The organism is Arthrobacter sp. B0316-1-20 (assembly GCF_059091865.1).
On the sequence record NZ_JBNHHC010000033.1, the window covers coordinates 47,603 to 61,278 of the forward strand.

The window sequence follows — 13,676 nt, forward strand, 5'->3', positions numbered from 1 at the left end:
GTTTCATCCCAGCGAAATCCAGACCGGTCGAAAGCGCCCGATTCGGCTTTTCCAAGGGCGTGGGGCTTGGCAGGAGCCATGGCCGGCCGTAATGCTCCAATTGCCTTGATGATTCGGGCAATACCCATTGTGCTGGTTGTGCTCTGCTTTGGTTGGTTGGGGTACTGGGCAGGGCTTGTCGCTCAGCCCCAGCGGCTCGCCTGGTCCAGCATCCTCCGGGTGTCCTCTATGGCTGGACGCTTTCAGCGCGTGAGCGGTTGCTGTGTCGAGCCGGTCCAGGATCTCGGTCAGTTCATCCATGGACGCCCGCTGGTAGTCCTCCCCGCCCTCGCCTCCCCGCTCCCGGGATTCCCACATGTCATCGGTGACGGGCTGCCGAGCGACGACGCAGGCGGGGCATTCGGCGGGTTCCGGAGTCACTTCGAGTTGCTGGCCATGGATGGCCCAGGAGCCGTCCCTGCGCTGCCGGATATCCTTCACGGTCACGGTATGCGATGACGCCGAAAGTGGCAGCCACTGACCGTGGCAGGCTGCTGGGCGGTCCACAGGCTTGAGTCCCTGTGACAGTGAGGCATAAGCCGATGGTCCACTGCGACAAATATGAGCGAGAGCCTATGACGCCTGTGAATAGCCTGAGCGCGATCGAAGTCCCGTCTTCGCTGGGGCTCCCCTGTCCCTTTTGAGCATGCTTCAGCGGGACACCTTGTCCGGACATACTCACGGTTATCGGACTTGGACGGCTGCAATCGCAACTCCCGTAGAGTGTTGAGAATACGTAGGAGGTCAACTTGCCCGCCGATCACACCCCTCCTGGATTTGCCCCCGAGCCTAATGGCGGCGGATCAGCGACCGACTGTAACCGGTTAACGGCGCGGGCTAGGGCGTCCCGATCGAAAAAGAACGCCCCACCAGGCTTTGCCGGTGGGGCGTTCTCGGGTGACGGGCTGAAGCTCAGCCTTGAGCCTTAGCCATCCAGATCGAAGTAGGCGTATCCGGCTCCGTAGAGGCAGTCGTTGGCCCCGACTGCGGAAGGATTGAAGGGGAAATGATCCTTGCTCCAGTCGTTTTCAAACTGGTGCACGGTGTATCCGACCTTCACATGTCCGCCCTCGGTCAGACATTCGACAGCCACCTGCCGCCAATCAGTCAGGGCCTTCGGGTTGGCCTGCTGCACCTGGTACAGGGCCATAACCGTGCTGATGCCCTTCGCGCAGTCGACGGACGCGGCGTCAAGAGCATCCCCATCTGTCACTCCTTCGTAGGGCAACTCGACGTAAAAGCCCTGGGCAGACTTCCGGAATTCCGGATCAAAACCGCGGTCGGTCAGGCATTTTTCGTACTTGCGGTGAGCCGCTTCGTAAGCGGCTGTAGCAATTTTGCCGTTCTTGACCGCGCCTGTCACCGCTCGGTGCTCCGCCGGCGACGATGCCGCGGCCTCAAGGGCCGTCTCAAAGACGCCGGAAAGCCCGCCCTCGAAGGTTTCATTTTGAGCGGTACCGGAATCGACGCTTGCTACAGCAGCCATGCCGCCCAATCCAGCGGCAGCCAGGCCACCGGCAAGGGCCGCTGCCCCAACCATGACGCGAAATTTCTTAGCCATTACCAATCCTCTTTTCACGAGTATCTTCGTTGTTACTGTGCTTTTTATGAGACAGGGAATTGTTCCGGCTATGCCTTCTTTTGGCAGTCCCAGCGACTTCCGTTGGATGCGGTCCAGTACCCGATCTTCTTAGTGGAAGTTATGCTCTCAGGGCCGATGCCGGCGATCGAATCCGGACCGTATGCGATGTGGTCGCCTCCGGCGACCGCCCTGCCCCGTGCGATGAGGACCTTCCCGCTGGTGTCGGGAGCACATTGGTCCACATAAACGTAAGTGGTGTAGGGAGACGCTACCGGAAGAGCGATGCGGCCTCTTCCGAGGGTGCCGTCGGCGACTACCGCATACGCCGCGGCCGCGGTGCCGCCGGCCATCGCCGCGGTAAGCAGAAGGGTGGCGCCGACGATGGTACCTCGTCTTTTCGTGGTGGAACTCTTGGTAGATCGCATTGTCTAACCTTTCCCCTAGAGGTTGACGTCTTAGCGGTCCAACAAACGATCTCGTCGGCATTGCGCATCGAACGTCAGCGAGTGGTCCGCTGACGCTATTAATGAACCGGACCGAAGTCAATATCGTTTAACCAAACTCGCCGATTCGTGAAAGAAATTTTTCACGAATCGGCGATTAGTCGTCTTTGGCTGCGGCTTCCAACCCTATGGCGCGATTTGCAGCATCGGCAGGATCTGGAAGGACACCAGCAGGTTTACGAGGAACCCTACGATGCCAGTAGCACCTATTCCGACTGCGGCACCCGCCAGCGCCTTGCGGGCCCCTCGACGTATTCCCATGGCACCAAGGATCACGGCGATGATGTTCAGAGCGGTGACGAGGCCCCAACCAATGGCCGCGACGGTGTAGATGTTGTCGTAGTCGTACCTTGCTGCCGCCTGCCGTGCGGCGATCGGGCCGGCATAGGTGGTGAACCAGGTGAGAAGCACACCGATCGCTGCGGCGATAAATGCCGCCCATGCGATTTTGCCGGTCCGCCGACGGGTCGAAACGGGTTGCGCCGGGGAGCCTGACCGGGCCTCGGGAGAAGTCTGCTGATCGTTCATATTCCGGAGTCTAACTGTGTTGCGTGCCACTGAGACCTTCTAAGGCCTGACTTGGCCGCTGGATATGAAAATCCATTCACCAGCGTCCCGGACGGCAGCTTTCGTCCAGCGGTCGCGCGTGCCCCGGTCCAGCTCTGCCCCTGATGGTGCGCTAATCCGTCTGGTGGGAGGCCAACCCAGCAGTGGGGCGAAACCTCACCACCCAGAGCCCAAACAACTCAGATCAACAACCCGTTGGAGACTAGGTGTAATCTCCACGGATCGAGGTTCCGGAGCGAGGGTAACGAGCGCGATCCGGCGCATCGCCAGGCCGGACAGGTAACCGACCGTTGCGCCCATGTTCTTGCGACGGCCACGAGCAGCGCCCCACCGGGCCGGTCCGCGGCCGGAGCAACACCAAGCCGCGCTGTCCCGACGTGGTTCATGTCTTTCCTTCTGCGGCAGACGTGTGGGGGCGCTGCGGCGCGTCGTGGCGACGTGGTGATTGTCCTCGGAAGTAGTTTTCGGTTGGATCGGCTGCGGCCGATTACGCGGCAATCTGAAAATTGCTGAAAATGCATAAGGCGCGCGGGGGCCGGCGGAGGCTCCCACGCGCCTTATTTTTGCTTTGTGCGGTTGGGCTTAGGGGTAATCGGTAGTCGGGTTACCCGAGTAACAGATCGAACCATCTGTCATTTGGGCGAACGAACCGATGGTGACATGGGCGATGCCCGCACCCACGACTGTTCCGCCGGCCTCCGCGGCCCACGAGGAGGCGGTTTTTCCACCATTGAAACTCCATGACTGGCTATCAGCAAAGGAGTTCGCCCAGACTACCGACGCGCTCGGTCCTGGAGAGTTACTTCTTCTGGCCAAGTATTGTCAGGCGACGGCGCGTATTCCGTTCTTGACGATATGCAGGCGTTTCGCGCCTTCCGGTGCAGTATCCAAGGCTTCGTAGAGATGAACGGAAAACAGGCACATAGAAGCCTGCAGCCTGTCCAGGTCCGGCCACAGGTCGCTGGCGTCCGTCCGCTCGACGGCGTCAATCACCTGATCGAACGTAGCGTCGAACTCATAGCGACTGCCGCCGGCAGCCGTGCGGAAAGAAACACGGGCGTTACCGCCGAACTCGGAAACCTCCAGAAGGCCGTCGTCGGATGTTCGGTACTTTAGTTGTTCGTACAGTTCAGCGTAGTCGCGCATCGATTCCCTACCTCGTGCTGGACGGGAATGCTGTGATAATCCGGTAGTCCCCGGCCGAAACTGTCACGCGGGGGTAGTAGGTCCGCACTGTTCTTCCATCGTACCGTTTCAGCTGGATGGTGCCCTTGTACGTGTAGGTCTTGTTGGCGGCACGGTAGGTTCCCGAGTAGATGTGTTCGAGGGCGTCTTTAATAGCGAAGTCAGCGAAATCGCGCCAGTTTGCGCCGACCAGCCTAGCCAGCGACTCCCACTGCGACATGTGTTCGGCCTTGATGTGGCGGTATCCCCAGCCCGCGCCGCACCGAAGATAAACAGGCTGGTAGCGGAACGGCACGGTGCTGATGTAAAAGGTGCGGACCAGTTTGCTGGCAGCAGTAAAGACGCCGCAGGCACCCCACGTCACCGGCTGGTAGGCCATAGTGCTGACTCCGCCTGTGATCGAGCGCTTGGAGTCCTCTTCCTCCTCGTGTTCGGCTTTGGGAACGTACTGTTCGCCGTCGACCCACATGGTCAGGTCTTCGTTTTCCGCGATCTCCTCCAGTTCGGCCAAGTCATCGTCTGAAATCGGATCACTGAGCGCCGTTTCCTGCTCGGCGATTGTACTGAGTTCCTCCTCGGTGAGCGGATCTGCCAAAGCGGCTGCATCCGCGGCTTCAACCACCGCTGGGGTGATTGGTTCCGTCTCCGTAGCGTCCGACGGCGCGGCACTCAAAAAAGCCATTGATCCAGTGACGAGAATGGCAACAAGTGTTGAGACAGTTTTTCTCATTGATTCCCCCTGTAAGTCCTTCATGGAAGAAAGTGCCCCGTCCGAAACGCTATGGAGCGGTTCTTGAAGAAACCCTGGGTAGATCTTCGACCTGCTGGAAGGCCGCGCCTGACCGTGCACGGAGCCGGAAACCCCCGGCCTATGGAGGAACGTTCTTGGGTTCAATTGGGAGACAGTCGTAAATCGCCCGGGTGAGTTCCCCCGGATACAACTTGGCCGTCCCGTAAGGCCTGCGAAAACTCACACATCCTTTCTCAAGTGCACACTTCGGTTCCCAGTTCGCGCAGGCGTTCGTCAGTTTGGAGTACACCCCAACCTGACGTCCGGAAGAGAGTTGAAAGACGTCAGGATAGGGTTCTAATCTGCAATTCCTGACGTCGTGAGACTAGAGTCTCAGATTTCACTCTGACCTGTCAGCGGAAGTCACTGCTATGGGACCTACGATTGCCTGTGGGACAGGGAGCCCCCGGTTCAAAGGCTGTGCAAAAACCGACCTCGTGGATTAGCAATCACTGGTCTGTCTACATGTAGACGAGAATGAGGGTCAACTGAGAATAAGTGCAGGACGCGAAGGGAGGCCGCATGACGAATCCGGCTTTACCGGGATGGCCTAGTAGTGACCGCGAATATCGTCGATCCGAGGTTACGGCGCTTGTGGGAAGAGGCGACGCCAAATGGGAGCAAGCCGCTTTCGATGTGCTCCGATGGAAGGTGAAAACCGCGAGTGGCTTTTCGGTAGATGCACCGGGCCCGGTCTCGCAAGGTGACGACGTGATTGTCACAGCGAACATTTGCGGGGTCACCGTTGTTGAGCCGGTGGAAGTCGTATCTGTTGTGCAGGAGCCAGATCGAGTTGGCTTTGCCTACCGCACGATGCCGGGGCATCCTGTTCGTGGTGAGGAAGCGTTTATCGTTCACCGCCACGGCGACGAGGTTCAACTGACGATTCGCTCGCTCACGCGGGCGGCTCCACAGCAACCGTGGCGATTGCTGTACCCACTCCTTCTAATCGCACAGCGGGTCGCGCGAAGGCGATACCTACGTGCGCTCCGATAATCGGGGTAAGAAACGCCGAAACCACGAGAACCGATCTTCTCGAATAAAGCCGCGTCGGACCTTCCCCTGCAGCCATCGGTCATTTATGAGGCTGCGATGCGGCCATTCAGGATGAGGGTAAGGCAGAGTACGGTCAGCGTATGGAAGCTCACCCGATAGATCCGCGTGATCAGACGTCCGAGGTCGCGAAACCGACGTACCGTGTCTATTTCTGGGCAGAGGACGGTGGCGCAAGCGAGGAGTGGGAGCTAAGCGGCGCCGACCTTGACGAGGTACTCGAGTGGATTCCATCGCGATCGCGTGGACGCTCGCACAGCCTCTGGGCAGTGGCCCGAACGCCAGGCGACGTCTGCCATGTACGTCTTCGTGGCATCGACCTCGATACAGAACGCGGAACGTGGCCAAGCTGGGCGAGGCAGGTATACCGGTAAGCCATGGTCATCTGCGCATTGGTTTCCTGCACGCAGGCGGGGCAGATCGCTACTGATGCCAGCTCAACCGGCCACGACTTAGCTTCCACCTGTTTCAGCCAAACAATAGTTAGGCGTTCTCCATGTTCAGGTACCGGTAAACGGTGGCGCGGCTGACGCCAACGATCTTGCCGATGTCAGCGGGTTTGAGGCCCTGGGCCTTCAGCTCATGGGCTCGCTTCACTTTTCGGTCGCCTGCCGTGACTTCCCGCCGTCCCGCCCTGCGCCCGTTGGCGGCAGCTGCAGCCATGCCTGCCTTGGTGCGCTCGGCCAACTGGTCGCGTTCGAGCTGGGCGAACGCGGACATAACGGTGAACATCGCCTTGCCCATGGCGCCTGTGGTGGTGATGCCCTCGGTCAGTGAACGGAAGTGGACACCCCGTTCCTCGAGGTCATCAATGAGCGCCAGCAGGTTCCGCGTGTTGCGGCCCAGCCGGTCAAGCTTCCAAACGACCACTTCATCGCCTTCTCGGAGGTGCTCCAGCATCTTGTCCAGCTCAGGACGCTTGGCCCGTGTGCCGCTCACCCCGTGGTCCGTAAAGACCTTCTTGCAACCGGCCGTTTTCAGCGCGCCATGTTGAAGGTCCGTGTTTTGGTCAACTGTGCTGACCCTGGCATACCCGATACTTGCCACAGCCGTCCTAAGTCACATCAAAGGTTCATTTTAATGTTCCTGAGACTAGCAGACGTGAGACATATTGATGAGACGACGGGGTTGTCTAGAATCCGCGACTTTCTCTCACCTCCAGAAATGGCGGCCGGGGAAGACCGGCTGTCTCAGCAGACGGTCCTTTTCTGGGACTACTCGTCGAACCATTCAACGCCGCCGATGAGATCTCGACGGCATGGAGTACCGTCTGTGGGATGCCTGATGCTATCTTCGATCATCCGCGAGTAGCCCGCGTGTATGACCCTCTTGATCCTGACCGCAGCGACCTAGATACCTATGCAAACCTTGTCGATGAGTTTGGGGCGACTGCGGTCCTGGATGTCGGTTGCGGTACAGGGACCTTCTGCTCGCTTCTGGCGGAGCGCGGCCTAAGAGTGTTGGGCGTCGACCCCGCCGGAGCATCCGTCGATGTCGCACGAACCAAAGCCGGCGCCGATCAAGTGACGTGGGTTGTAGGTATCGCCCCGGACATTGCCGCTGACCCATCCCACCAGGATCAATACGACCTCGCCACGATGACCGCGAACGTCGCCCAAGTCTTCCTTGACGACGAGGAATGGCTCGCCACCCTGCAAGCCATCCGCACATGCCTGCGCCCCGGAGGACGGATCGCCTTTGAAAGCCGCGTGCCCTCTGACCAAGGCTGGAAGCGGTGGACCAAGGAACTCACCCATCGGGTTGTTCACGTCGCCGAGGAGGGGCCAGTCGAGGAATGGGTCCAAGTGACGGACGTCGATGGGGAGTTAGTGACGTTTGAATCTCCGACCATCTTCCTAGCCGACGGTGAGCGCATCGACTCCACCTCCACCCTGCGCTTCCGCACCAAGGAGGCACTCAGCCAGTCCCTGTCAGAAGCGGGCTTTACCAACACCGAGGTCCGCGACCTGCCTTACGCACCGGGCCGTGGTTGGCTCATCATCGCCCGAGCCTGAAGGGACCCGCCAAGGATTCATTAGATTCGATGCGATACTCCAAGAAAAAGTACCCACAGAACACGGCGTCTAAGCGGTAGTCCGCTCCGCGCATAAGCCAGACACCAGCTAGCGCTCATCGTTGAGATCACAGGTTCTGGCTCCGCCAGAACGTTTAGCGACCGCACTCTGAAGCGAAGCCGTGCTTCGCTCCAGTGCGTCCGCTCTCACTGGTCAATAACGCCTTCTCCCTTATTTTGACTGACTATGATTCCGGCAACGAGTTCCTACAGCTCGATCTAGGCCATTTCTAGGGTGATCGTGGCGGTCGAACTGACAGGGTCTCAAATGGTCGTATTTGACCTGCCTAACCGCTTCACGCTGCCGTCCGCAATCTGCTGAGTTGAGAACGCCCAAAGATCGATTTCCTGAATGTCAGAGGCATGGGCTTGACTGGCTTCTGGGCGGTTTGGTCTATGACAAGTTGGTGGCCCACGGCGAAACGGAGCACCCGGACGTTGACGCGCGGCTGAACGTCAAGCCCGGCAAGGGTGACCCCCGACCAGCTGGGTGAGAGGAACCCGGATATGCGAACAACTTCCCTGATCCTGGCGGCAACCACGCTGCTGTGGTCAGCAGCAGTCTCTGTGATGATGCTGGCGTCAGAGGGATGGGCCGCGGTGGGCTACCTTGCCTTGCTCGTTTACTCCTCCCCGATCCAGCTCGCTCTTAGTATCGTCTCCACCGTCCTGGCCATCCGGAAGACCGCTTCCGGAAGGCTGCGCCGCACGTCGAAGACGATCGCTGTCATATCGCTCGTCTCGTCGTCAATCCAAGCCTTGCTGTTCCTGCCGGCCTTACTGTTCATCCTGACGACCTAACAGCCGCGCTCTTCCCTTCACCGCGGCCGCGGCATGGCAACAATCCTTCTGGGCATGCTCGACAACATCGCAGACACGGCCGGCGCCCCATCTCCATCTATGACGGTTGGTTTCTGTGCTCAGGACGGCATCAGGCTCTACCGCCGCGCGGGGTTTGAGGTTGGCGGCGCCAACAGCTACGCCGAACCGGAGCCGGGCCTCGGGTTTCCACGCTTTGCCACATCGAACTCGAACTCCCCCTATCCGTTCTACCGCGCTTGGTAGCCCTCCAGATGCGGCAGAACGGGTAGATGCCACAGAATCGGTCGTTTTCGACCTACATGGCTAGTCAGTCCACATGAAGTGAAAACCAGCTCCATCGGGGTCCTCGTTGTACGTGTAGCTGGTGAGTCCCAAATTCCGTTCGCATGAGATCAAGGCGGTGTCAAAGATGCCGTTCTGACTCCGTTTCTCCCACCGCCAAGGATGGTCCTTGTCCCACCAGGTATGCGAAAGGTCGGGCCCCGTTAGAACTAATGGGAGGCTCGGACTGTTTTGTCCGCTAGAAGTCCTGATCATGGTTGACCGCTCAACGAGTGCGCGCAGGTCTTGACGCTCTTCCGGAGAGAGTTCGGCTTTCAGTGTTGCGAAGATCAGGAGCGATCTGACATTCTTTTCGGCCAGTTTTGTACGGAGGAACTCGAGGTTCGCGATGTCTTTGGCGTCGATTCTGTTGGCAGTCTTGACCTCGCCTAGGACTGCTAGCCACTCTCGCTCCGCCAGGTAGGTGGCAATGTCTGCTTCGACCTTTCGTCCTTCTAATGTGATCTCAAATCCGAGTACCAGAGGCGGCGAGCCTTCGGAATGGCGCAGTTGCTGCAGTACCGAAGTTGTGGCGAGTGCCGGCAGAAGCGCTTCGATCTGGTCAGCGCGAAGGTGCGCAGCCAGTCGGTAGCGCCACTCGGGGAGGGCCAGACTATGGGAGAGCGCTAAGTTGTATGTCTGTCCGCAGAATTCGCACATCATTGAAGGACCTAGTCCTTCCACTGATACATAGCTGTCAACGCGGCAGTGGCTGCAATGGACTCTCAAAGTTGGGACGAAAAGCCCGCTGTGAAACAAGTGGTTCACTGCTCGGGTTGCGTACTCTTGCGGGGTCATGTCGCTGTCCATGACACGGTGTGGCCAGTTCCCTCTGTTGTTTTCCACGGAATTACGGAGATGGGGAAGGGTTATGCCGGCCGCCTTTCCTGCGGCCAATGTCACGGCCGCTCGTACGCCACTCTGGTTAAAGGTTCCGCTATAGGGGCCGCCAAATCTTTCGGCGGCGCGCGTCTGAAACTTGCCGACGTCCGACTGGCTGATTTTTGCCGCTTTGCTGTCGAACAACAGGCCTAGGACGTCTTGGCAGTATAAGAAGGGAAATCTCAGGTGCTCCGAGGTGGCATCCAGGCCAAAAACAACGCCGTCGTATGTAGACCGAACGTGGTCAGCGCCGTGAACGCCATACCGGTCCTGGAGCAGCGCTGCGTGACGGCGGTACGGTGGGATCTGAGCGGTGAACCGGGGGTCTTGGCCTCGGATCTCTCGTAGTTCCACTTCTGCAGCCACAATTCCCCGCATGAACGAGCGCCTGGAGCTACCCGTTAGTGGCACTTGTGGCAGGTCGACATCAACGCCGTGGGCCTCTGGTCGAAAATCCACCCGAACGGTCTTATTAAAGTCTGTATCCAGCCCTTCAAAAATGAAGGATGAGAGTACCTCTGGATGCCCTGCCTGAACCATAAGTCCGTCAGCATGTGCAGCGGCTTCAATCGCCTTCGTCACTTCAGTCGATGCCTTGTCAGCCCCAGTGATATACACAACTTCCCGGTCTTCCCCGCGGATCGTCACTCTGTGGCGAGGAAGTGGTTGGGAGAGCAGAAAATTGACTAAATCTGGGTCCCCTTCCGACGGGATTCCAATTACGTTGCAACCAAATGCCCGTGCGTTCCAGAAGGCCACAATGTCGTCCGGGAGGTCAGGCTTCAGGATGAATATGCCGTCCCCAATCCCCCGATGGTGTGTCCGGGCGCCGGCGTCGGTGTGCACCATTGACTTGGCTAGCAGCGCGCATTCTATGGCGCCCAGGTCCCTCCGCGGCAGGAATTCCGAAAGCGGCAGGCGCATGCACTGTGCACCAATTTTGTCCGGGAGTCCCCACAGCGCGGCTAGCACTAGATCTGCAGGGTCTTCCGGGGACCAAACGGGTTGAACGAGCTTGACGGGGTCAAGGATTTCCCGAAGCGGAAGAAGTCCTTTCCGGAACCTTTCCTCCCCCTCTTCGGCGAACGGTCCCCACGGCCCACCACCTCGCCAACCCCAACCAGGCTTCCTCAAAAACTCGTTGAGCGGACCCTCTGCATTCTCGGCATACATCGAGTCGACATCGAACATCTCTCCCAGCTTTTCCAGCGACTCAATGCCAGTGTTCTTATCAAAGATCGGCATGGACAGTCCGCCCCATACTGAGCTGAGGTTCACGATTGCTTCACGGACTTCGACTCGAGATTTTGTGTCTATTAGCAGGCCAGTCCGCCACGGACGGACTGTTACCTTCCCTCGGGCCTCTGCCATCTCAGTTCTCATGATGTGATCGTACTGACCCAGCAATACCAGGAGGGTGCAGCCTCACATCGGAGCGGACATCATTTCGTCTGATTCGCACCCCGTGGGTCAGTGCTGGTCACCTAGGACCCGAAGCCCTGACGCAGCCGCATAACCGGTCGTTTCTGACTTACGCGAAAGCGGCCTCTCAACGTCCTGGCCACTGGACGTATAGTCGATCTGTCCTGTGACATTTTGGCTTGAGAATGCGAAAGAAGAATGAACGCTGCTTTGAATCGGACTGGGGGCGGCGAAAGCGCCGAAGAATTTGTGGACACGGGGAATCAAGATGACGCTGGAACCAACAACCCACCGCGCCCACTTGTGTTCTGGATTTTGATCGCCGTCACTGTCCTTATTATCGGCATTATCGGCGGCGTAGCCTACTGGAACTTCGTCTTGCCGCCGGGTGACCGTTATTTTTGGGCGACATCACCTGACGATTGGGCCGCTTGGGGCACGTGGGCTGGGGCGTTCGGCTCGATCGGTGCTGTCCTCATTGCTTCACTGTCGATCAAACATGCGATTGAGGCTCAAAAGGGCACCGAGAGAGAGCTGAAAAGGGATCGGGTGCATGACCGGGAAGAGCGTGAGAAAGAGCGGGCGCTGGTCCGGGAAGAGCGAGAGGCACTTACTAAGGAAGTGGACCGGATCGCCCTGCACGAAGCGGGGAAACTTAGATTTTCATATCGCACGTCGATGCCCTTGGACTCTGAATACGCAGAAGTACAAATAAAGTGGTCGGCACAAGAGCAAAGCGATCCTTACGAGGCCGTGCAAGAGGACGACTACAGGACTCAGGTTGCTTACGTGGTCATCGAGAACCGATCTAAGGACCTCGTCTTCAACGACATAACTCTGTGGCTGCGGGAGGACAGGTTTAAGCCAATCGGGGTTGAAGTTGCTGACCGGGATGCCCCGCCTGCGCGCGAAAGCGGGTACCTGGACGGGTCACCTCCGAAGTGGACGTGGCGGACCGACTACGAACCTGAGTTCCCCCCCGGCGAGAATCAGTGGGCGCTGGGTTCAGTGAACGCTGGCAGGCAATTGTTGGTTAAGTTTTCGTTCGCGGATTCACACCGTTTTGACGAGTGGTCCACGGAAAACTTGTGGCATGACCGGCCAGGCTATGACGCTCCCCGTCATTTGATCTTGGGGTACCGGGACCAAGCAGGCCGCTATTGGATACGCTCAACTCGGTCGCCTCGGAACCGGCCGCAGCGGTTACTGGAAGCTAAGATTGACGCCTAAACGAAAGCAGGGCCAGCAGCTCCATGAGTGCCGGCCCTGCCTTGGTTTCCCTCTGCAAAGGAAATCTGTGGTTCAGCTTAGCTGAATTGCTGGTGGTGCTGCCGCGCGGCTGGGGAACGTCGTTGTTCCTGGTCCCGCGGGGGAATGGTTTTTGGGGTTGTGCCGCGTGGAGCGGCGGTCCGCCGCTGGTGAGTGGTTGCTGTGGTGTGTCCTGGGCGGCGGACCGCCCCGCTTCTGTGAGGTTCCGGGCCGGCCCTGCGGTGGTTGGTGCCTTGCCGGGCGGTTCTTCTCGCCGCCCGGCAAGGGGCTGTTTTTAGGCGACGTCGGTGCTGGTTTCCTTGCCGCTGTCGATGATGATCTGTTCGGTTTCGGATGCGGTGTAACCCCAGGTGACCAGCTGGTTGAGGTAGTCGCGGTGGCTTTGGTGGGGTGAGCGCCATGAGTCCTTGGCGATGGTCTTTTCGTACCCGGCGCAGATCAATGCGATCAGCGAGACCTCGGGCCGGGAAGTGGTGTTGGCGACGTGGTCGCGGAGGGGGTTCCATCCCCAGCGCCCATTCTTGTCTTCGGTTTTTACTCCGATCATGTCGGCGGCGACTTCGCCTTGGTATCCGCTGGCGGTCTCGGGGTGGTGGGTGATGGCGTGGACGGTGAAGTACTGCCAGCCCTTGGGTGCCTGCTTCCGCGCCAGAAGGTTTTTCACGAACTCCCGGCGGACGACACCAGCAGACTCCATGGCCTTGTTATTGGCGATCAGGGTCTTGCGCTCGGCTTTCTGTTCCTCGGTCATGGGGCCGGACTGCGCCTGACGGCCGCCGACGTAGCGTTCGTGGCGCGGGGTGAAGCCGAGCGCCTTCCAACCACTGATGACTGGTTTGGCGGAGTGGTTGCCTTGCCAGTCGCGCTGGATGATGTAGGCGTTGGCGTCGTCCTCGGTGGCCGGTTCACCGTCGGCCCGGTTCGCGGCCGAGACGTACAGGGCGTCTTCGTCGGCGTAGTGGCCCGCGTCCTCCACGATGGCCTTGCCCTGGCCTTCGAGTTCGGCGATCAGCGCGGCACGGGCGGCGGCGATGTCCCGCTTGTCCCGCAGGCGCTGGGTGAGGTGCAGCAGCATGTCGGGTTCGTCGGCGAGGACTGATTCCAGTTCCTCGGTCGCGTCGGGGTCGTCTTCAAATTCGGCCAGAATCAGGGCTTCTTCGATGGTGC

The 13,676-nt window shown here is 59.3% G+C and carries 13 protein-coding genes; 5 read left to right on the forward strand and 8 right to left on the reverse strand.

Annotation, left to right across the window (positions count from 1 at the left end; translation table 11 throughout):
• Positions 1–964 precede the first annotated feature (964 nt).
• The 5 genes from AC5RW2_RS32340 to AC5RW2_RS32360 form a co-directional block, all read right to left on the reverse strand.
• Entirely contained in the window at positions 965–1,600 is a 636-nt protein-coding gene (locus AC5RW2_RS32340; RefSeq protein WP_494074934.1) for a hypothetical protein, read from the reverse strand.
• Positions 1,601–1,668: 68 nt separating this feature from the next.
• The gene (locus AC5RW2_RS32345; RefSeq protein WP_493941639.1) at positions 1,669–2,046 is read right to left on the reverse strand and encodes a hypothetical protein; all 378 of its coding nucleotides are present in this window, start codon (positions 2,044–2,046) and stop codon (positions 1,669–1,671) included.
• 204 nt (positions 2,047–2,250) lie between these two features.
• Entirely contained in the window at positions 2,251–2,652 is a 402-nt protein-coding gene (locus AC5RW2_RS32350; RefSeq protein ID WP_493941640.1) for a hypothetical protein, read from the reverse strand.
• A gap of 861 nt (positions 2,653–3,513) precedes the next feature.
• Entirely contained in the window at positions 3,514–3,837 is a 324-nt protein-coding gene (locus tag AC5RW2_RS32355; RefSeq protein WP_493941641.1) for a hypothetical protein, read from the reverse strand.
• 7 nt (positions 3,838–3,844) lie between these two features.
• Positions 3,845–4,606, reverse strand: coding sequence for a hypothetical protein (locus tag AC5RW2_RS32360; protein ID WP_494046073.1), 762 nt, complete (start codon positions 4,604–4,606; stop codon positions 3,845–3,847).
• Between the two features lie 582 nt (positions 4,607–5,188).
• On the opposite strand from AC5RW2_RS32360, the gene AC5RW2_RS32365 reads away from it, so the two are divergent.
• A complete protein-coding gene (locus tag AC5RW2_RS32365) occupies positions 5,189–5,662 on the forward strand; it encodes a DUF1990 family protein (RefSeq protein WP_493964506.1) in 474 nt (157 codons plus the stop codon).
• Between the two features lie 540 nt (positions 5,663–6,202).
• On the opposite strand, the gene AC5RW2_RS32370 is transcribed toward AC5RW2_RS32365, so the two are convergent.
• Complete coding sequence (locus AC5RW2_RS32370) at positions 6,203–6,766, reverse strand: recombinase family protein (protein ID WP_493964505.1); 564 nt, start codon at positions 6,764–6,766, stop codon at positions 6,203–6,205.
• A gap of 230 nt (positions 6,767–6,996) precedes the next feature.
• Here AC5RW2_RS32370 and AC5RW2_RS32375 point away from each other — a divergent pair, with 230 nt between their 5' ends.
• The 3 genes from AC5RW2_RS32375 (at position 6,997) to AC5RW2_RS32385 (ending at position 8,858) form a co-directional block, all read left to right on the forward strand.
• Complete coding sequence (locus tag AC5RW2_RS32375; protein ID WP_493964504.1) at positions 6,997–7,734, forward strand: class I SAM-dependent methyltransferase; 738 nt, start codon at positions 6,997–6,999, stop codon at positions 7,732–7,734.
• A 566-nt stretch (positions 7,735–8,300) separates the two neighbouring features.
• The gene (locus AC5RW2_RS32380) at positions 8,301–8,594 is read left to right on the forward strand and encodes a hypothetical protein (protein ID WP_493964503.1); all 294 of its coding nucleotides are present in this window, start codon (positions 8,301–8,303) and stop codon (positions 8,592–8,594) included.
• 54 nt (positions 8,595–8,648) lie between these two features.
• A complete protein-coding gene (locus tag AC5RW2_RS32385; RefSeq protein ID WP_494074935.1) occupies positions 8,649–8,858 on the forward strand; it encodes a hypothetical protein in 210 nt (69 codons plus the stop codon).
• 60 nt (positions 8,859–8,918) lie between these two features.
• Here the strand turns inward: AC5RW2_RS32385 and AC5RW2_RS32390 are convergent, their stop codons facing one another.
• On the reverse strand, positions 8,919–11,201 hold the full coding sequence (locus tag AC5RW2_RS32390) for a hypothetical protein (protein ID WP_493964501.1): 2,283 nt from the start codon (positions 11,199–11,201) through the stop codon (positions 8,919–8,921).
• A gap of 237 nt (positions 11,202–11,438) precedes the next feature.
• Here AC5RW2_RS32390 and AC5RW2_RS32395 point away from each other — a divergent pair, with 237 nt between their 5' ends.
• Positions 11,439–12,470 (forward strand): hypothetical protein, encoded by a 1,032-nt coding sequence (locus AC5RW2_RS32395; protein WP_493964500.1) that lies wholly within the window; start codon positions 11,439–11,441, stop codon positions 12,468–12,470.
• 313 nt (positions 12,471–12,783) lie between these two features.
• Here the strand turns inward: AC5RW2_RS32395 and AC5RW2_RS32400 are convergent.
• Positions 12,784–13,676 (reverse strand): ParB/RepB/Spo0J family partition protein (locus tag AC5RW2_RS32400; RefSeq protein ID WP_494074936.1); only part of this gene is annotated, 893 nt, incomplete at its 5' end.